This is a genomic window from Marmoricola sp. OAE513, from assembly GCF_040546585.1.
Taxonomy (GTDB): Bacteria; Actinomycetota; Actinomycetes; order Propionibacteriales; family Nocardioidaceae; genus Marmoricola.
In genome coordinates this window covers 793,672-810,744 of the sequence record NZ_JBEPOC010000001.1, presented here as the reverse complement: position 1 = coordinate 810,744, position 17,073 = coordinate 793,672, and the positions used below count along the sequence as shown (strand labels likewise).

At 70.6% G+C, this 17,073-nt stretch carries 16 protein-coding genes; 6 read left to right on the top strand and 10 right to left on the bottom strand.

Going from position 1 to position 17,073, the window contains the following annotated elements:
• The first annotated feature begins 28 nt into the window (after positions 1 to 28).
• From ABIE44_RS03945 to ABIE44_RS03920, 6 genes are all read left to right on the top strand, one after another.
• Positions 29 to 1,717 carry an acyl-CoA dehydrogenase family protein gene (locus ABIE44_RS03945; protein ID WP_209721829.1) on the top strand — a complete coding sequence of 563 codons (1,689 nt, stop codon included), beginning with the start codon at positions 29 to 31 and terminating at the stop codon, positions 1,715 to 1,717.
• Positions 1,714 to 2,616 (top strand): crotonase/enoyl-CoA hydratase family protein, encoded by a 903-nt coding sequence (locus ABIE44_RS03940; protein WP_354437828.1) that lies wholly within the window; start codon positions 1,714 to 1,716, stop codon positions 2,614 to 2,616. Before ABIE44_RS03945 ends, ABIE44_RS03940 begins: the two co-directional genes overlap by 4 nt.
• Positions 2,613 to 3,191 (top strand): NUDIX hydrolase, encoded by a 579-nt coding sequence (locus ABIE44_RS03935; RefSeq protein WP_354437827.1) that lies wholly within the window; start codon positions 2,613 to 2,615, stop codon positions 3,189 to 3,191. The genes ABIE44_RS03940 and ABIE44_RS03935 overlap by 4 nt, the downstream gene beginning before the upstream one ends.
• Positions 3,188 to 3,961, top strand: coding sequence for a hypothetical protein (locus ABIE44_RS03930; protein WP_209721832.1), 774 nt, complete (start codon positions 3,188 to 3,190; stop codon positions 3,959 to 3,961). Before ABIE44_RS03935 ends, ABIE44_RS03930 begins: the two co-directional genes overlap by 4 nt.
• Positions 3,962 to 4,016: 55 nt before the next feature.
• Entirely contained in the window at positions 4,017 to 5,528 is a 1,512-nt protein-coding gene (locus tag ABIE44_RS03925) for an adenylate/guanylate cyclase domain-containing protein (protein WP_209721835.1), read from the top strand.
• A 184-nt stretch (positions 5,529 to 5,712) separates the two neighbouring features.
• A complete protein-coding gene (locus ABIE44_RS03920) occupies positions 5,713 to 5,982 on the top strand; it encodes a hypothetical protein (protein ID WP_209721838.1) in 270 nt (89 codons plus the stop codon).
• Here the strand turns inward: ABIE44_RS03920 and ABIE44_RS03915 are convergent.
• The 10 genes from ABIE44_RS03915 to ABIE44_RS03870 form a co-directional block, all read right to left on the bottom strand.
• Entirely contained in the window at positions 5,979 to 7,325 is a 1,347-nt protein-coding gene (locus ABIE44_RS03915) for a wax ester/triacylglycerol synthase domain-containing protein (RefSeq protein ID WP_209721841.1), read from the bottom strand. The two genes, ABIE44_RS03920 and ABIE44_RS03915, sit on opposite strands and share 4 nt — an antisense overlap.
• 301 nt (positions 7,326 to 7,626) lie before the next feature.
• The gene (locus tag ABIE44_RS03910) at positions 7,627 to 8,634 is read right to left on the bottom strand and encodes a TIGR03617 family F420-dependent LLM class oxidoreductase (RefSeq protein ID WP_209721844.1); all 1,008 of its coding nucleotides are present in this window, start codon (positions 8,632 to 8,634) and stop codon (positions 7,627 to 7,629) included.
• Entirely contained in the window at positions 8,631 to 9,722 is a 1,092-nt protein-coding gene (locus tag ABIE44_RS03905) for a phosphotransferase family protein (protein WP_209721847.1), read from the bottom strand. The genes ABIE44_RS03910 and ABIE44_RS03905 overlap by 4 nt, the downstream gene beginning before the upstream one ends.
• Positions 9,719 to 10,834, bottom strand: a complete 1,116-nt coding sequence (locus ABIE44_RS03900) for a TIGR03857 family LLM class F420-dependent oxidoreductase (RefSeq protein ID WP_209721850.1) — start codon at positions 10,832 to 10,834, stop codon at positions 9,719 to 9,721. The genes ABIE44_RS03905 and ABIE44_RS03900 overlap by 4 nt, the downstream gene beginning before the upstream one ends.
• Entirely contained in the window at positions 10,831 to 11,520 is a 690-nt protein-coding gene (locus tag ABIE44_RS03895; RefSeq protein ID WP_209721854.1) for a DUF3105 domain-containing protein, read from the bottom strand. The genes ABIE44_RS03900 and ABIE44_RS03895 overlap by 4 nt, the downstream gene beginning before the upstream one ends.
• Entirely contained in the window at positions 11,517 to 12,488 is a 972-nt protein-coding gene (locus tag ABIE44_RS03890; RefSeq protein WP_209721858.1) for an NAD-dependent epimerase/dehydratase family protein, read from the bottom strand. Before ABIE44_RS03890 ends, ABIE44_RS03895 begins: the two co-directional genes overlap by 4 nt.
• Positions 12,485 to 14,086: a fatty-acid--CoA ligase FadD1 gene (fadD1, locus tag ABIE44_RS03885; protein WP_209721861.1), complete on the bottom strand. Its 1,602-nt coding sequence runs from the start codon at positions 14,084 to 14,086 to the stop codon at positions 12,485 to 12,487. Before fadD1 ends, ABIE44_RS03890 begins: the two co-directional genes overlap by 4 nt.
• Entirely contained in the window at positions 14,079 to 15,077 is a 999-nt protein-coding gene (locus tag ABIE44_RS03880; RefSeq protein ID WP_209721864.1) for an alpha/beta hydrolase, read from the bottom strand. Before ABIE44_RS03880 ends, fadD1 begins: the two co-directional genes overlap by 8 nt.
• A complete protein-coding gene (locus ABIE44_RS03875; RefSeq protein ID WP_209721868.1) occupies positions 15,074 to 15,727 on the bottom strand; it encodes a TetR/AcrR family transcriptional regulator in 654 nt (217 codons plus the stop codon). The genes ABIE44_RS03880 and ABIE44_RS03875 overlap by 4 nt, the downstream gene beginning before the upstream one ends.
• Complete coding sequence (locus ABIE44_RS03870) at positions 15,724 to 17,073, bottom strand: flavin-containing monooxygenase (RefSeq protein ID WP_209721871.1); 1,350 nt, start codon at positions 17,071 to 17,073, stop codon at positions 15,724 to 15,726. Before ABIE44_RS03870 ends, ABIE44_RS03875 begins: the two co-directional genes overlap by 4 nt.

The window sequence follows — 17,073 nt, the reverse complement described above, 5'->3', positions numbered from 1 at the left end:
GTTGTCGAGAAGGCGTAATACTACCGCCATGACGACCAGCATCGAGCGTCCGGGCCAGACCAGTGCCGCAGCGTCGCCTCAGTACGTGACCCACGAGGTCACCAATCAGCCGCCGCCGCACGCGCCGTACGACGCCGCTGCGGACGCTGCGTTGATCGAGGGTCTGCACCGCGAGGGGGCCGGCTGGGCCGAGGCCGACGTACGCCGGCTGGGCGCGCTTGCAGGCTCCGAGGAGGCCCAGCAGTGGGCTGAGGACGCGAACCGGTTCGAGCCGGAGCTCAAGACCGTCGACCGCTACGGCAACCGGATCGACGAGGTCGAGTTCCACCCGTCGTGGCACAACCTGATGCGCACCTCGGTCGCCGAGGGCGGAGCCGGTGCCGCCTGGGTCGACCCCCGACCGGGCGCCCACGTCGCGCGCACCGCCGGCGGTCTGGCCTGGCAGCACACCGAGGCCGGGCACGGCTGCCCGATCACGATGACGTACGCCGTGATCCCCGCCCTGCGCCACCAGCCCGACCTGGCGGCGCTCTACGAGCCGGGTCTGACCAGCCGCGTCTACGACCCGGGCCTGCGCGTCCCGACCGAGAAGCGCGGCCTGCTCGCGGGCATGGGGATGACCGAGAAGCAGGGCGGTTCCGACGTCCGGACGAACTCGACGGTGGCTGTCCCGACCGCGGAAGCCGGGGTGTTCACCCTGACCGGCCACAAGTGGTTCACCTCGGCCCCGATGTGCGACGTCTTCCTCGTGCTGGCTCAGTCGCCCGGGGGCCTGTCCTGCTTCCTGGTGCCGCGGATCCTGCCCGACGGCACCCGCAACACCTTCCGGATCGTCCGGCTCAAGGACAAGCTCGGGAACCGTTCCAACGCCTCCTCCGAGCCCGAGTTCGACGGCACCGTCGCGTGGCTCGTCGGCGAGGAGGGTCGCGGCGTGAAGACCATCATCGAGATGGTCAGCTGCACCCGCCTGGACTGCGTCACCGGTTCGGCCGGGATGATGCGCAAGGCGCTGGTCGAGGCCGGTCACCACGTGAAGCACCGGGCCGCGTTCGGGAAGACGCTCATCGACCAGCCGCTGATGCGCAACGTGGTCGCCGACCTGGCGGTCGAGTCCGAGGCCGCGACCACCCTGGCCCTGCGCCTCGCCGGCTCGGCAGACCGCGCCATCCGCGGCGACGAAGGCGAGCAGGCCTTCCGCAGGATCGCCACCGCAGTGGGCAAGTACTGGGTCACCAAGCGCGGTGCAGCGTTCACCGCCGAGGCGATGGAGTGCTTCGGCGGCAACGGGTACGTCGAGGACTCCGGCATGCCGCGCCTGTACCGCGAGGCGCCGCTGAACTCGATCTGGGAGGGCTCGGGCAACGTCAACGCGCTCGACGTGCTGCGCGCGCTCGGTCGCGAGCCCGGCTCGCTGGACGCGCTGAGGGGGGAGCTGTCGCTCTCGGCCGGCGCCGACGCTCGGCTCGATGCTGCGGTGGGACGCCTGGAGCGGTCGCTCGGCGATCTCGAGGACATCGAGGTTCGGGCTCGTGGTCTCGTGGAGCAGATGGCGCTGGTGCTGCAGGGCTCGCTCCTCGTGCGCCACGCGCCTGCGGCCGTGGCGGATGCCTTCTGCGCGACCCGGCTGGACGGGCAGGGCGGGTTGGCGTTCGGGACGTTGCCGGCCGGGACGGACTTCGACGGCATCCTCGCCCGCGCGCTGCCGGAGAACTCGTGAGCGAGTACCGGACGCTGACCTACGAGGTCGACGACCGGATCGCCCGGATCACCTTCAACCGCCCTGAGCAGGGCAACGCCATCACTGCGGACACCCCGGTCGAGCTGGCCGACGCCGTTGAGCGGGCCGACGTCGACCGGCGCGTGCACGTGATGCTGGTGTCGGGGCGCGGCAAGGGGTTCTGCGGGGGGTACGACCTGGGGGTCTTCGCTGAGGGTGACATGGGCGCGTCAGAGGCCGGCTCGGACTCCGTCCTCGACGCCTCCGTGCAGCTCGCGAACCACGACAAGAACAGCACCTGGGACCCGATGGTCGACTACCAGATGATGTCGCGGTTCAACCGCGGCTACGCGAGCCTGCTGCACGCCAACAAACCGACGATCGCCAAGCTGCACGGGTTCGCCGTCGCGGGGGGCACGGACATCGCGCTGCACTGCGACCAGATCATCTGCGCCGACGACGTCCGGATCGGTTATCCGCCGACCCGCGTCTGGGGAGTGCCCGCCACCGGCCTGTGGGCGCACCGGATCGGCGACCAGCGTGCCAAGCGGATGCTGCTCACCGGCGACCTGATCAGCGGCACGCAGGCCGTGGAGTGGGGGCTGGCGATCGAGTCCTGCCCGGCCTCCGAGCTCGACGAGCGCGCCGACGCACTGGCCCGCCGGATCGCGCAGATGCCGCTGAACCAGCTCATCATGGTGAAGCTCGCGCTCAACAGCGCGCTGCTCGCCCAGGGAGTCGCCACCAGCGGCATGGTCAGCACCGTCTTCGACGGGATCGCGCGGCACACCGCCGAGGGCTACCGCTTCGTCGACCGCGCCGGCGAGGTCGGTTTCCGCGAGGCTGTCCGGGAGCGCGACGAGCCGTTCGGTGACGCCAAGGCACAATCTCCTTCGTGACACCGGACGACATCGCGGCACGGCTCCTCACCGCGGACCAGGCGAATGCGATGGACGCGAGCGGGAGGGTGGATGCCGCCGTCCTGATCCCGCTCTACTGGGACGGGGACGAGCCGGTCGTCGTCTTCACCGAGCGGCACGCGGACCTGCGCAAGCACGCGGGCGAGATCTCGTTCCCGGGCGGTCGTCAGGACCCGGCCGAGGTCCTCCAGCACACGGCCCTGCGCGAGGCGCACGAGGAGATCGGCCTCGACCCGGACGACGTCCGGGTGCTCGGGGCACTGCCGCCGCTGGGCACCTTCGTCAGCAACTTCTCCATCTACCCGTACGTCGGCGCCCTGTCCCCGACAACCGGCCCGGCCGCACGCGCGTGGAGGCTGTCGGAACGCGAGGTCGCCCAGGTGCTCGAGTTCCGGCTCAGCGACCTGGCGGCCGCCCACCAGCTCGAGCGGCTCTGGAGCAAGGGCGTTCCGGTGCGTACCTCGACATTTCGGATGGGCGAGCACCTGATCTGGGGAGCGACCGCACGGATCCTGCACGACTTCCTGCGCAGGGTCGGTAGCCTCCGGGCATGAAGCTGGCCTCTCTCGGTGTGATCACGGTGGCGCTCGGTATCGGACTCGGGCTCCCCGGGCTGATCGGGATCGGGATCTGGTGGATCCTCCTCGGACCGGTGATGCGCCAGCACGGCAAGAGCCTCACCGAGCGGCAGAAGGAATCGCCCGACGGCAAGCCTCCGGCGGACCTGGGCACGTTCCTCTACGGCACCCTGCTGTGGGCTCTCCTCGCCGTCCCGTCACTCATCGTCGGCATCCTGCTGCTCGGCATCGACGCGGACCACGAGGCCTGGCGCTGGTTGCCGATCGCGGTCGGTGGGCTGGCAGCCGCGATCGGCGGTGTCGCGCTGCTGCTCTACTCGATGGGCAACGCCGCCCAGGCGTACGCCGACAAGATCGGCGTCCCCGAGTCCGCTGCGACCATCTGGATCGAGAAGGTCACCGAGACCGGCACCTACATCAACGAGCGTCCGCGGATGGAGTTCGAGCTGCGGGTCGAGCCTGATGCGGGGACCGGACTGGCGTCGTACCAGGTGACGAAGAAGGCGACCGTCCCGTTCACCGCGATGTCCGGGCTGCGGGTCGGCGACGGGTTCCGGGCCCTGGTCGTCGGGGCGGAGAACCCCACCGCGATGGAGATCCACTGGGACCAGCCGGTGGCCGGTTCCGGGGCGCCGGCCGGGGACGTGACGGCGCGGCTCGAGGCGCTCGACCGGCTCCGCACGGACGGCAGGGTGACCGAGACCGAGTACGCCGAGCAGCGGGCGAGGATCCTCGGCACGCTCTGAGTCATTGCCAGCTGAGTCATTGCCAAGACCCGGCACAGCCGCCACGATGCGGAGCATGCGCCGCCTCTACGACCTGCACGGGCTGCACGGCCCGGACCTCCGCGGGGTGCGCCCGTTCGAGGTGATCGGACTGGTCTGGGCGGCCAACGTGATCGGCGCGGCGATCCTCATCGTCGACTACCTGGTGGTGCTGCCGTTCCCCGACGACGTCTCCACGCCGGAGGTCGTGCGCGGCAACGTCTTCCTCGGGTTCGCGCTGGTCGGGTTCAGCTGGCTGGTGCTCGGCGTGGTCGGTGCTCCTCGCGCGCGCCGTGCGCTCGGCTGGACGGTCCGCGGTACGCCGCCGAACGCCGAGGAGCGCGAGCTCACCCTGAACCTGCCGTGGTGGCTGTTCTGGATGCAGGTCGCCCTCTGGGCGTTCTCCTGCGTGGTGTTCTTCTACGCCAACCTCGACGTCAGCGCCATGTACGCGCTGCAGCTCTCGACGGCCACGATCATCAGCGGCCTGGCGACGGCGGCGACGTCGTACCTGCTCTGCATGCGGCTGTTCAAGTCCGCGATCACCCGGGTGCTGGCGCTCTCACCGCCGAAGGCCGGCACGTCCGCAGGGGTGGCGCAGAAGGCGATCTTCATCTGGAGCCTGACCACCGGGGTCCCGGTGCTCGGCCTGATCGGGCTGGTGGCCTTCGCCGGCGAGACCGGGGTGTCGCTGCGACAGGTCGCCGTCAGCGGTCTGGTCGTCGGCCTGGGTGCACTCGCGACGGGGTTCGTCGCGACCGTGCTGTTCGCCAAGTCGGTGGGCGAACCGCTCGGGGACCTCACCGAGGCGTTGGCCGCGATCGAAGAAGGTGACCTCTCGGTGGAGGTCCCGGTCAACGACGCGGGGGAGATCGGCCAGCTGCAGTCCGGCCTCAACAACATGGTCTACGCGCTCAAGGAGCGTGAGCAGCTGCGCGACCTGTTCGGCCGGCACGTCGGTGAGGACGTCGCCCGGCTGGCGCTCTCGCGCGGCGTCGACCTCGGGGGCGAGGAGCGCGAGGCGGCGGCGCTGTTCGTCGACGTGATCGGCTCGACCACCTTCGCCGCGACGCACTCCGCCGCCGAGGTGGTCGCCGCGCTGAACCGGTTCTTCGAGGTCGTCGTCGCGGTGGTCTCCGAGTTCGGCGGCCTGGTCAACAAGTTCGAGGGTGACGCCGCGCTCTGCATCTTCGGTGCCCCGCTGGAGCTGCACGACCCGGCGGCGTCCGCCCTGGCCGCGGCGCGCACCATGGCGCAGCGGCTGCGCGCGGAGGTCCCCGACCTCGACGCCGGGATCGGCGTCTCGCACGGCCTGGTGATCGCGGGCAACATCGGGTCGACCGAGCGGTTGGAGTACACCGTCATCGGTGACGCCGTGAACGAGGCCGCCCGGTTGACCGAGCAGGCCAAGGACCGGCCCGAACGGGTGGTGGCTTCCGAACGGATCATCGACCGGGCCGGGTACGGCGAGCAGCGGCGGTGGCGGTTGCTCGAGCCGATCCTGCTGCGCGGGCGGTTGGAGGAGACCACGCTCGCGGTCCCGCTCTAGTCGGTCATCGAGCGCGCCCGGTCATCGAGCGCGCCCGGTCATCGAGCCTGCCCGGTCACCGAGCCTGCCCGGTCACCGAGCCTGCCCGGTCACCGAGCCTGCCCGGTCATCGAGCTTGCCGAGATGTGGTGACCTGAGTACGCGTACCGATGTGCACGCTCCCGCGTCCGCAGAGGCTGGATCCATGAACCGACACCGTGCACTCCAGGCCCTGCTCGCGCTCACCCTCGCCTCTGCCGGACTCACCGGCTGCAGCTGGGTCGAGCACATCTGTTCCGACGGCGAGTACACCGTCGAGTACGCCGAAGGCGGCGCTGAGTGCAAGAAGCTCGCCGCCGACGACCCGGAGTGCCCGGACGGGCGGATCCTGCGGAAGGCCGAACCGAGTGGCCGCGAGGACTGCATCGTCGACGACACGACCAAGGACCCGGACCCCGTGCCGGTGGAACGCTAGCCGGCCTCGCTCGAGTGCCGGCTGCGTGCCAGCTCCAGCAGGTGCTCGAGCGACTGCCCGACCAGGTCCAGGAAGTGCGCGATGTCCGGCATCGCGGACGGCGTGGCCACCGCTCCCACCCACATCCGGCCCGCGAACCGGTGCACCGAGATGCTGAGCGCTGCCGGCGGCACCGGGACGGCGCTGGAGATCCAGCCGACAGCCTCCACGTCGTAGAAGTACCGGGGCTCGGACGGGTCGACGATGAACGCGGTGTGCAGGTGCACCGGCGTGACGGGGGAGACGTTGCCGAAGAGCTTGTGCAGGATCGGGATGATCCAGCCGAACTCGACGGCGGCAAGCTGCAGATCCATGCCGCGATGACGACGCAGTGCCAGCGCATCGCGACAGCTCTCCGCCGTGAGGCGGGCCAGCTCCAACGGGTCCTCGACGTCGATCGGCATCCACACCCTGGCGGTCGCGACGATGTTGCCGTCGCAGCGAGGGTCGCGGACGTTCTCGACGGTGCCGAAGTTCGCGACCATCCTGTGCTGGGGCAGGGCGTCGTTCTCCCGCAGGTAGGTCCGCACCGCTTGCGCGATGGCGGCGTGCAGGGCACCCATCACGTTCATGTCGAGCAGGCCGCCGAGCTCCTGGAGGTCTTCTGTCGCGATCGTCGAGCCCGCCCAGACACGTTCCGGCTGCCCGACCTTGGGGTTCACCTTGGTCCGGGGCAGGAACTTGCGGGGGATGCTCGCACCGGGACCGAACTCCTTCGTCCGGGCACGCTGCTTGCGCAGCAGCCGAGCGACGTGCGCCCACCGTTTCGGCAGCGGGGCGCGGGGCGCCGGGGTCGGAGCAGACCGGTCGACGATCACCGGAGCGGCGCCGTAGGTGTCGGTGCTCAGCTCGCGGAACAGGTTCGCCGCCGCCAGACCGTCCATCATCGAGTGGTGGATCCGGGCCAGCACGGCCTGGCGTCCGTCGGGGAGGCCGTGAACCAACGTCACCTTCCACAAGGGACGGGAGCGGTCGAGGTGGGTGCCACCGAGCTCGCCGATAAGGGCGGCCAGCCCGTCCTCGCCGTCGACCGTCCGCTCGTCGACGTGCTGGGTGATGTCGAAGGTGTCGTCGTCGACCCAGTGCCACTGACGTCGGCGCTTCTCCACGCGCTGGGTCAGGCGCGGAGTGAGTCCGAGGTGGGCCGGGCCGACGGCGATGATCTCGTCCAGGGAGACCGGGCGCCCGCGCGCGGCGGTGTCGAGGTACCACCCGTTGATGTAGTGGAACGTGACGTCGCGGCTCTCGAACTGGAGCATGAATGCGTCGCCGTACTCCATGCGTGTGGTGCCTGGCCTGCTCATGCTTCAACGTCCCGAGTTCGTTGCATGCAGGAAAGGTAGGGGAGGGCGGCGCGGACCCTTGCCCCTGAGAACGGTTGGTCTAGACAGAACTGTCGACCGGCTCCTCGCCGCCACTCTCTCGGCATGGCGATGAGCAGACGGATGGCGATTGCCGTGGTGGTCGCCACCAAGAAGGTGCCGTCCGACGCCACGGACTGCCGCACGACCTCCCATGACGGCAACGCCGGTCGTCATCTACGTCAGCCGAGGAGACGAGTCCTGGTTGTACGGCCTCGTCGGTGGGCCCTAGTCCAGAACCCGCCTACTTCAACGCCTCCGCCAGCGCGCTGATCGTCGCCGCCGGGTGGGTGCTCCCGGGGAAGTAGGCGCAGATGCGCTCGGCCACGTCGCCGAACCGGGTCTTGATCTCGGCGGCGCACTCGGCGGGCGTGCCGACGACCGCCAGCGTGCGCATCACGTCGTCGTCGATCAGGTCGATCATCTTCATGATGTCGCCGGTCTTCGACAGCGCGTTCAGCTCGGGCTGCAGGTCGCCCCAGCCCTCGATGTCGAGGACCGACTTGTACGCCGGCGTCGAGCCGTAGAACGCGAGCAGGCCCTTCACCCCGAAGCTCGCTGCGGTGATCTCGTCGGGGGTCTCGCCCATCGCGACGATTGCCTGCGGGTAGATGTCGATGCGGTCGCGTCCGGCGAGCTCGAGACCCTCGGCGACGGCCGTCAACGTGCGCTCGCGGAAGTGCCGGTGGCTGTGGAACGGCATCACCAGCAGGCCGTCGGCGACCTCGGCCGCGGTCCGCGTCATCACAGGGCCGAGGGCTCCGAGCAGGACCGGCGGGACGCCGTACGGGTTGGGGCCGGGGACGAAGGTCGGCGGCATCAACGTGTGCTTGGTGAACTCGCCGCGGAAGTCGAGGCGGGTGCCGTCCTGCCACGCGTTCAGGATCGCCTTCACGGCGAGCACCGTCTCGCGCATCCGCGCGGCCGGTCGGCTCCACTCGGCGCCGTACCGGTTCTCGATGTGCGGCTTGATCTGGGAACCGAGCCCGAGCCGGAACCGGCCGCCGGAGAGCAGCTGCAGGTCGTAGGCCATGTTCGCCAGGTGCATCGGGCTGCGCGGGATCGCGATCGCGACGTTGGTCATCAGGTCGGTCGGCGGTACGTCGGACGAGCCGGCGGCGACGATCAGCGGCAGGAAGACGTCGTGCGGTCCCTCGAAGGTGAACAGGCCGTCGACGCCGGCGTCGATCAGCTCGCGAGCACGCTGGGCCGCCTCGTCGGGACGGCCGTCGAGCTGCAGGTCGAGCTTCACGACGCCCCCACCAGGTCCAGGGTCCCGAGATCGCGCATCGCCGTGCAGGACCGGTTCACCATCGCCGCGAACATCGCGTCGCCGCGCTCGGTGCGCGCGCCGTACGCGCAACCGAAGACGCTGACGAGCGGCCCCTGCAGCATCGCGAACCGGTAGTCGTCGAAGGCCTGCTCGGCGGTGTAGTCCGTGACCCCGTAGACCAGCAGGTCGGCGTGGTACTCCTCGACGATCGCGCGTTCGTGCTCACGGCGGTCCTCGACCGAGAGGCCGGTGCCGAGCAGGTAGGCGAGGTCGCGGGCAGGGAGCCCGAGGCTGAGCGTCTGCCAGTCGACCGCGCTCACCGGCAGCGCGTCCGCGCCAGGGTCGGCGAGGAAGAGCAGGTTGTCGAGGCGGTAGTCGCCGTGCACCAGCCCGAAGCGCTCGGACTGGCGGGCCAGCGACCACTGCTCGGCGGCGCCGACGCACCGGCGCAGGGTCTCCTGCGTCTCCGGGGTCAGCGCGTCGCCCAGCTGCTCGAGGAAGGTGTCGGTGGCCGGTCCGTAGACCTCGGCGAGCAGGGCTGCGTCGTCCGGTCCGCTCAGGGTGAGGCCCTCGACGTCGTGCAGCGTGGGGTCGGACCAGCGCGGTCCGTGCAGGCCGGCCAGGTTCACCGCGGCGTCGCGGGCCTGGTCCGGGGTGCAACCGGCTATCTGGTCCCCTTGCTGCGCGGGTGCCATGTCCTCGAGCAGCATCGCGAACAGACCGTCGTCGCCGACCGTGCTGGTCGCGTAGCGGCGCGGGGTGTGGATGCCGACGGTCGGCAGCACCTCGGTGTAGAACCGCACCTCGGTGCGGTACGCGCCTGCCACCATCGCGCGGGTGCCTTCGTCCGCTGACGGCAGCTTGAGCAGAGCCGTGCCGGGCAGGGCGGTGTCACCGGTCAGGGTGATCCGGTAGCAGGACCCCATCTGTCCCGTGCCGACGGGCGACAACGTGAAGCCCTCGACCTCGGCGCCGAGCGCGGTGCTGAGCCAGGTCGTGCTGAGCTCGTCGAGGGAGCCGAGCACGGGCAGGTCGACGGGAGGGGAGCCGAGCGACGATCGCGTCATGGGCGGAACACTCCTGCGGCGGTGAGGCCGGGGTTGTCGGGCAGGCCGGCGAACCGGTCGGCAGGTCGGATCTTCTCCCACGCGGTGAGCACCGGCGCGAGCTCGGTCGGGGTCGCACCGTGCAGGATCACGCTGTCCGCCCCGGCGTCGAACTGGTCGAGCACGCGCTGGGCGCACCGCTCGGCCGTGCCCGTCGCCGAGGCGGCGAGCCAGTGCTCCGGCAGGGCTTCCTCGCGCAACCGGGTCAGCTCCTCGGTCGTGCCGATCGCGTCGAACGCGCCGGGGTAGCCCTGCACCAGCGGGTGGTTGCGGAAGGCTTCCAGATCGGCAGGGTCCCACCCGTTCGCGGTGACGAGCGCGGCGCCGTACCCCTGCAGGTAGGTGGCCAGCCGACCGACCAGCTTGCGCAGCCTCAGCTCCTCGGGCAGCGAGTCCTCGACCGTGGCGAGCACCGACCAGATCCGTACCGAGGACGGGTCGCGCCCGGCCCGCTCGGCGGCGTCCCGGATCCGGGTGACCGCGCGCGCCAGGGTCTCGTCGCTGAAGAAGGTGTGCAGCACGACGCCGTCGGCGATGCGGCCGGCCAGGTCGAGCGTGTTGTCGCCGATGGCCATCATCAGGACCGGGATGTCCTCGTCGAAGGAGGCGTCCTGGTTGAGGTAGGCGTACTGGCCCGCCGGACCGTCGTGCCCGGCGACGGCCTCGCCGTGCCAGAGCTTCCGGTAGATCCCGACGGCGTCCTCGAGCTGGGCGCTGGTCACCTTCGGCACCCCCATCAGGTCGAAGAGCAGCCCGAAGCCGCGGCCCAGCCCGAGCGCGTACCGCCCCTCGGAGAGCCGGTGCGCCGTGGTCGCCATCGTCGCGGTGACCAGCGGGTGCCGGGTGTTGTGGTTGGTGGCCGCGGTGCCGATGCCCAGCGTGCTGGTCGCGGCGATCGCGGCACCGGCCATCACGCCGGCGTCCTTGGTGTTGAACCGCTCGGACAGGAAGATCGAGCCGAGGCCGAGCTGCTCGGCCAGTCGGGCTTCGTCGATCAGGTCCTTCGGGCTGGCGGAGTGCCCGGCCAGGCCGTAGCAGCCGAGCTCGGGGAAGCGCTGGACCGAGGCGCTCATTCGAGCGGGATCCCGGGTTCGGGGGAGCGCTCGTTGGGGAACGCCTCGACGAAGTCGTCGATCGCGTCGGCCTCGACGCCGCCGCAGTAGAGCCAGTTGCCGCGCTGGGCGTCCAGGTCGGCCGGGTCGTCGGGGTCGGCCGACCAGCGGGTCAGTGCGACGTGCATGTCGTCTGGGAAGTCGTCGCCGTCCGAGGACTTCCACGGCACGGCGATGAACCGCTCCTGCTCGTCCTGGTAGTCCTGGGCGATGTCGGCGAGGTCGTCCATCGCATCCTCGTCCTTCGCGATGGCCTCGTCGTACCAGGCGATCGTGTAGCCGTGCTCCAGGTTGTGCACCAGGTGCGAGACCGGCGGGCGGTCGTCGCCGTAGAACGCGCGGCCGAACGGCTCCCACCGGGGGAAGTGCTCGCCGAAGGACGGGGGAGCGTCGGCGTAGTCGACGTCCTCGTCGTCGGTGTGCTGCTGGGTCTTGTCGGTCTCCCGGGAGATCACGCTGCCGCACGGTGCCGGGGTGGCGCCGGTGGTGCCGTCGTCATCGCTGTCCTTGGTCGCGATCAGGACGCCACCGACGGCGAGGCCGATCGCGGCCAGGACGGCCACTCCGACGAGGACCAGGCGGGTGCTCTGGCCCGTCGGGGTCGGCGGGTCGACGGGCTCGGACGGCGCGGGGGTCAGGTCGCTCATCGCTGCAGCATTCCATTCGCGGCGAAGAAGTCGACCAGGTCGCGGACCGTGTCCTGGGTCGACCTCGGTTCGTAGCCCAGCTCGGCGCCCGCCTTGGAGCGGTCGACCACCGGGCTCATCGAGATGTTCTCCAGGGCCGCGGGCGCGAACGACTCCGACCCGAACCGTCGGGCGATCGGGTCGACGAGCGGTGCGACCGTCTGCAGCAGCCGCATCGGGATCCTGATGCGGGGACCCTGCTGGCCGGCGTACGTCGCGGCGAGCACCTGCGCGTCGAACAGGTCGAACCGGTGGCCACCGAGCAGGTAGTTGTGACCGGTCCGACCCTTCTCGGCGGCGAGCAGGAAACCTTGGGCGACGTCGCGGACGTCGACCATGTCGAACAGGCCCGGCACGCTGGCCGGGAGCCTGCCGCAGGCGGCGTCGAGGAGGCTGACGTTCATCCGGGAGAGCCGGTCCGGGTGGTCGACCGGCCCGTAGATGCCGGTCGGGTTGCAGGTCAGCGCGTCGAGACCTTCGTGGACGACCTTGAGCAGCTCGACCTCGCCGTAGTACTTCGACCGGTGGTAGACCGGCAGGCGCGGGTCGGTGGAGCGGCGCGAGCCCTCGTGGACGGTGCCGTTCCGCTCGTAGTCGAAGGAGGCCAGCGAGCCGCAGTTCACCATCCGCCGTACGCCGGCGCGCAGGGCGGCGCGAGCCACCGCACCGACGCCGTGGACGTTGACCCGCTCGGCGAGCGGATCCTCCTGGCGCAGGCTGATCACGGCCACCAGGTGGTAGACGACCTCGATGCCCTGGAGGGCCGCGGTCATCGCCTCCTCGTCGAGGACGTCGACGATCTGGGAGGTGACTCGCGGGTCGTCCAGCGAGACCCGGTCGATCGCGAGCACGTCGTGGCCCTCGGCGAGCAGGGCGTTCACGACGTTGAGCCCGAGGAAGCCGGCGGCGCCGGTGACGGCGACCCTCACGACGGCGTCTCGACAGGCTCGACGACCGGACGGTACGCGCGGCCGCGCTCCTCGCGCTCCCACAGCGGGTCGGTGGTGTTCGTGCCTTCGGTGCGCAGCGCCCGCTTGAGCACCTTGTTGGTCGCCGTCGTGGGGACCTCCTCGGCGATCCGCACGTAGCGGGGCCAGCCCTTGGGGGAGAGGTCGGGCTGCTCGGCGAGGAACGCCTCGAACGCGGCGGGCTCGAGGCTCGTGCCGTCGCGCAGCACCAGGGTGACCATCAGCTGGTCGCCCACGTTGGCGTCCGGGACGGCGTACACGGCAGCCTGGCTGATGGCGGGGTGACGCAGCAGGAGGGCCTCGATCGGGGCGGCAGCGAGGTTCTCGCCGTCGACCCGCAGCCAGTCGTCGGTGCGGCCGGCCAGGTAGATGAACCCGGCCTCGTCGCGGTAGCCGAGGTCCCCGGACCAGTACATGCCACCGTCGAGGCGGTCGTTGGTCGCCTTCTCGTCGTTGTAGTAGCCCGAGAAGAATCCGGCGCCCTGGGTGTTCACCAGCTCGCCGACGGCCTCGTCGAGGTTGGTCACCGCACCGGAGGCGTCGAAGACGGCCCGCGGGCACTCGGTGCGGGTCTCCTTGTCGTAGACCGCGACGCCGTCGAACGGCTGGCCGATCGAGCCGAGCGGCGTGTCGTCGGTGCGGGTGATGATCACCGCGGTCTCGGTCGAACCGAAACCGTCCCAGACGGTGCAGCCGAAGCGGCGGCCGAACTCGGCGATGTCCCGGTCCGAGGCCTCGTTGCCGAACGCGGTTCGCAGCGGGTTGTCGGCGTCGTCGGGCAGCTCCGGGGTGGCCAGCACGTACGCGAGCGGCTTCCCGACGTAGTTCATGTACGTCGCGCCGTAGGAGCGGATGTCGCTCAGGAAGCTGGTGGCGCTGAACTTCCGGGCCAGCGCGATCGTCGAACCGCCGCAGAGCGCCGGGGCGAACGAGGCCATGATCGCGTTGGAGTGGAACAGCGGCATCGCGCAGTAGCAGACGTCCGCGGGGGTCAGCCCGTACTTGTCCGACAGGACGCTGCCGGACATCACGACCATGAAGTTGCTGACCTGGACGGCCTTGGGCTCACCGCTGGTGCCCGAGGTGAAGATCAGCATGAAGGTGTCCATCGCACCGACCTCCTCGAAGCCGTCGGTGCTCCGGTCGGCCGCGCCGACCAGGGAAGCCCACTCCTCGCCGTCGGTGTTCACCACCCGTGCGCCGCCCAGGTCCAGACCGTCGAGCAGCGGGAGGTGCTCGGTGTCGGTGAGCAGCACCTGGCAGTCGGCGCGGCGTACGTCGGCCGCGAGCGACTCGCCACGGCGGGTGGCGTTGATGCCGGCGGTGACGTGCGCGCCGATCGCTCCGGCCAGCAGGGCACGGATCATCTCGGGGGTGTTCTCGAGGAGGACACCCACGTGCAGGGGTCGGTCCGGTGCTGCCCAGCCGCGCAGCACGTGCGCCCGGGCGGCGGCGTCCCCGACGGTCTCGCGCCAGGACCAGGAGTCCTCGCCGAAGGCGAGGCCGGGGGAGTCGGAGTCGGCGAGGGCGCGGACGAGCTGCTGCACGGTCTCAGCCACGGTGCGCTCCCTGCGTCGGTGCGGACGTCTCGACGAGCTCGACGGCCGAGCCCTCCGGTCGTCGAGCTTGCCGAGACGTGGTGACCTCAGCACCCAGCTTCCGGGTCAGGAAGCTGACCGCGTGCTTCACGGCCGGCTCGTGGAACGGCTTGCCGGGGAAGGTGTCGAAGTGGTCGCCCGGGTAGTGCCGTACCTCCGCCTGGGCGGCGAAGGCGGCCTTGGCCGCGGCGTGCGGGGGAGAGCTCTGGTCGAAGTCGCAGATCTGCACGAGCACGGGGGCTTTGATCCGCGAGGCTGCCTTGGCGGGGGCACGCGTGCCGAGCTCGAGGGTCACGTGGGCGGCGATCTCGTTGCGCCAGGTCGGTCCGGCGATGCTGAGCATGTCCTCCAGGGCGCCGGCGACCGTGAGCGCGCCGACCTCGCCGGGGCGGGCGACGATCGGGATCATCGAGGCGCCGCGTCCGCGGGCCTCGGAGATCTTGCTGGCGATGCCGAGGCCGGTGGCCTTGAGCAGCTCGCGGGCGCTGTGCGACTTCGTCGCGTGCAGCCCGGCGGCGATGCCGTCGACCATCGGGACCACCGAGACCACCGCGGCGATGTCGGTGCGGTCGGCCGCGGCGCTGAGCACGTGGCCGCCGGCCAGGGACTCGCCCCACAGCACGATCCGCTGGGGGTCCACCCCGGGCAACCTGCCTGCGGCGGCGATCGCGGCGCGCCAGTCCTCGAGCTGACCCGGGAGCGAGACCGTCTGTCGCGGCGCCCCCTCGCTCTCACCGAAGCCGCGGTAGTCGAAGACGAACGCGTCCAGGCCGGCCGCGGCGAACGCCTCGGCGAACGGGGCGAGCCCGGAGTCCTTGGTGCCACCGAGGCCGTGCGCCATCACGACGACCGGGCGACCAGTGGCCGTCGTCAACCCGTCGTCGGTGGCGGGGAAGTGCCAGGCCGCGCAGGTCGTGCCCTGCGAGCTGAAGGTGAGGTTCTCTGGGGTCATCGGTTCTCTCCGTAGATGGTGCGCAGCCAGGTGAAGGTCAGGGTCGCGATGTGCTGGTCCCGCGGTGGGCCGGAGCCGAGCGAGTGCCGCTCGACGGCGTGGTCGTTGAGGTCGAGCAGGACCGAGGCCAGCACCTCGGCGTCCGGTCCGGAGGTCGCGCGTCCGGCGGAGCGCTCGGTGGCGATCATCCCGGCGATCACGCTCGCGAATTCGGCGCGACCGGCGTCCCACATCGCGCGCACGCCCGCGCTGGACGCCCGCGCCTCCAGGAGCGCCCGGTAGGTGTGCGGGCTGCTGTCGACGGAGTCGAAGAGGCCGGTGATCGCCGTGCGCACCCGGTCCTCGGCGTCGCCCTCGGCCGCGACCAGGAGCTCGTTGGCGGCGGCAGCGGCGTCGTACAAGTCGCTCATCAGCGCCATCACGGCCATGGCCTTGGACTCGAAGTAGAAGTAGAAGGCCGAGCGGGTCACGCCGGCGCGTCCGGAGATCTCCGCGACGTTGACCTCCTCCAGCGTCTTCTCCTGGAGCAGCTCGTCGAGCGCGGTGAGCAGCGCGTCGCGGCGGACGTCGCCGCGGTTGCCGCTGCGCCGGTCGACGAGGCGGTTCCAGGCTCCGGGCTCGGGAGCCGCCTCGGAGATGGCCTCGCTCACCGGGCGGCCAGGGTCGACTGCTGAGCCTTCGCGCGCGCCCTGCCGGCCGGGATCTCCTTGGCGCGGATGTCGTGCTCGTAGATGAAGTAATCGACCTGCTGGGTGTGCCGGGCCGTCTTGAGCACGTGGCCGATGTACTTCTCCTCGTCCTCGGCGATCACCCGCTCCATGGTCGCCTCGTCCGGCAGTGCGTACTCGCCGATCAGGTGCGCGGCCGCGAGCCGCGACTGGCTCTCGACGAACGGGAACAGCGTCGGGGTCGACTGGGCGAACCCGATGAAGGTCAGGTCCTCCTGGCCCGGCTTGAACATCCGCTTGTACAGCGGCAGGTGGTTCTCGGGCGCCGAGAGGAAGTCGCGGTCGAAGAACGGGAAGGTGATGTTGTAGCCGGTGGCGTAGACGATCACGTCGAACTCGCCGCTGGTGCCGTCCTCGAAGTGGACCGTGCTGCCGTCGAGGCGGGAGATGTTCGGCTTGGGGATCACGTCACCCGAACCGAGCCGCAGCGGCAGCTCGACCGACTGGGTGGGGTGGGCCTCGAAGAACTTGTGGTTCGGCTCCTTGAGCCCGTACAGCGCGCCGTTCGAGCCGTTCATCGGCTGGGCCAGCTGCATGATCTTCCGCTGCCACGACAGCGGCAGGTACGGCGTGGTCCGGTACATCGTGTCGGCGGGCTTGCCGTAGACGTACTTCGGCACGATCCAGGCCCCGGACCGGGTCGAGAGCGAGACCTCGGTCTGCAGCGACTTGCTGGACAGCTCGACCGCGATGTCGGCGGCGCTGTTGCCCAGGCCCACCACGAGGATGCGCTGACCGAAGAAGTCCAGCGGCGCCTTCGGGTCGATGTAGTGGTGGCTGTGGATCGAGACGCCGGAGAACTCGCCGGGGAACTCGGCGAAGCGGGGGTCCCAGTGGTGGCCGTTGGCGACGACGAGGTGGTCGAAGTGCCGGGTCGCCCCGGCCTGGTCGAGGATCTCCCAGCCGAGACCGTTTCCCAGGTGGGTGGCGTGCTCGACGCCGTTCTCGAACTCGATGTTCTCGCGCAGGCTGAACGCGTCGGCGTAGGAGTCGAGGTAGGCCTTGATCTGGGTGTGGTGCGGGAAGTCCGGGTACTCCGGCGGCATCGGGAAGTCCCGGAAGGAGAGCCGCTCCTTCGAGGTGTCGATGTGCAGCGAGCGGTAGGCGCTGCTGTGCCCGTTCGGGTTGCCGAAAGCCCAGTTGCCGCCGACCCGGTCGGAGGACTCGAAGACGGTGTGCTGCACGCCGTAGTCGGTGAGCATCTTCGAGGTCGTCAGGCCGCTGATGCCGGCGCCGATGATCGCGACGTTCTTGCTGGTGCTGGGCAC

Bases quoted from the DNA above. Each gene is read 5' to 3' on its own strand.
- ABIE44_RS03925 (WP_209721835.1), top strand. From the start codon at position 4,017: ATGCGCCGCCTCTACGACCTGCACGGGCTGCACGGCCCGGACCTCCGC.
- ABIE44_RS03900 (WP_209721850.1), bottom strand. From the start codon at position 10,834: ATGAGCGCCTCGGTCCAGCGCTTCCCCGAGCTCGGCTGCTACGGCCTG.
- ABIE44_RS03930 (WP_209721832.1), top strand. From the start codon at position 3,188: ATGAAGCTGGCCTCTCTCGGTGTGATCACGGTGGCGCTCGGTATCGGA.
- ABIE44_RS03920 (WP_209721838.1), top strand. From the start codon at position 5,713: ATGAACCGACACCGTGCACTCCAGGCCCTGCTCGCGCTCACCCTCGCC.
- ABIE44_RS03880 (WP_209721864.1), bottom strand. From the start codon at position 15,077: ATGACCCCAGAGAACCTCACCTTCAGCTCGCAGGGCACGACCTGCGCG.
- ABIE44_RS03915 (WP_209721841.1), bottom strand. From the start codon at position 7,325: ATGAGCAGGCCAGGCACCACACGCATGGAGTACGGCGACGCATTCATG.
- ABIE44_RS03895 (WP_209721854.1), bottom strand. From the start codon at position 11,520: ATGAGCGACCTGACCCCCGCGCCGTCCGAGCCCGTCGACCCGCCGACC.
- ABIE44_RS03905 (WP_209721847.1), bottom strand. From the start codon at position 9,722: ATGACGCGATCGTCGCTCGGCTCCCCTCCCGTCGACCTGCCCGTGCTC.
- ABIE44_RS03945 (WP_209721829.1), top strand. From the start codon at position 29: ATGACGACCAGCATCGAGCGTCCGGGCCAGACCAGTGCCGCAGCGTCG.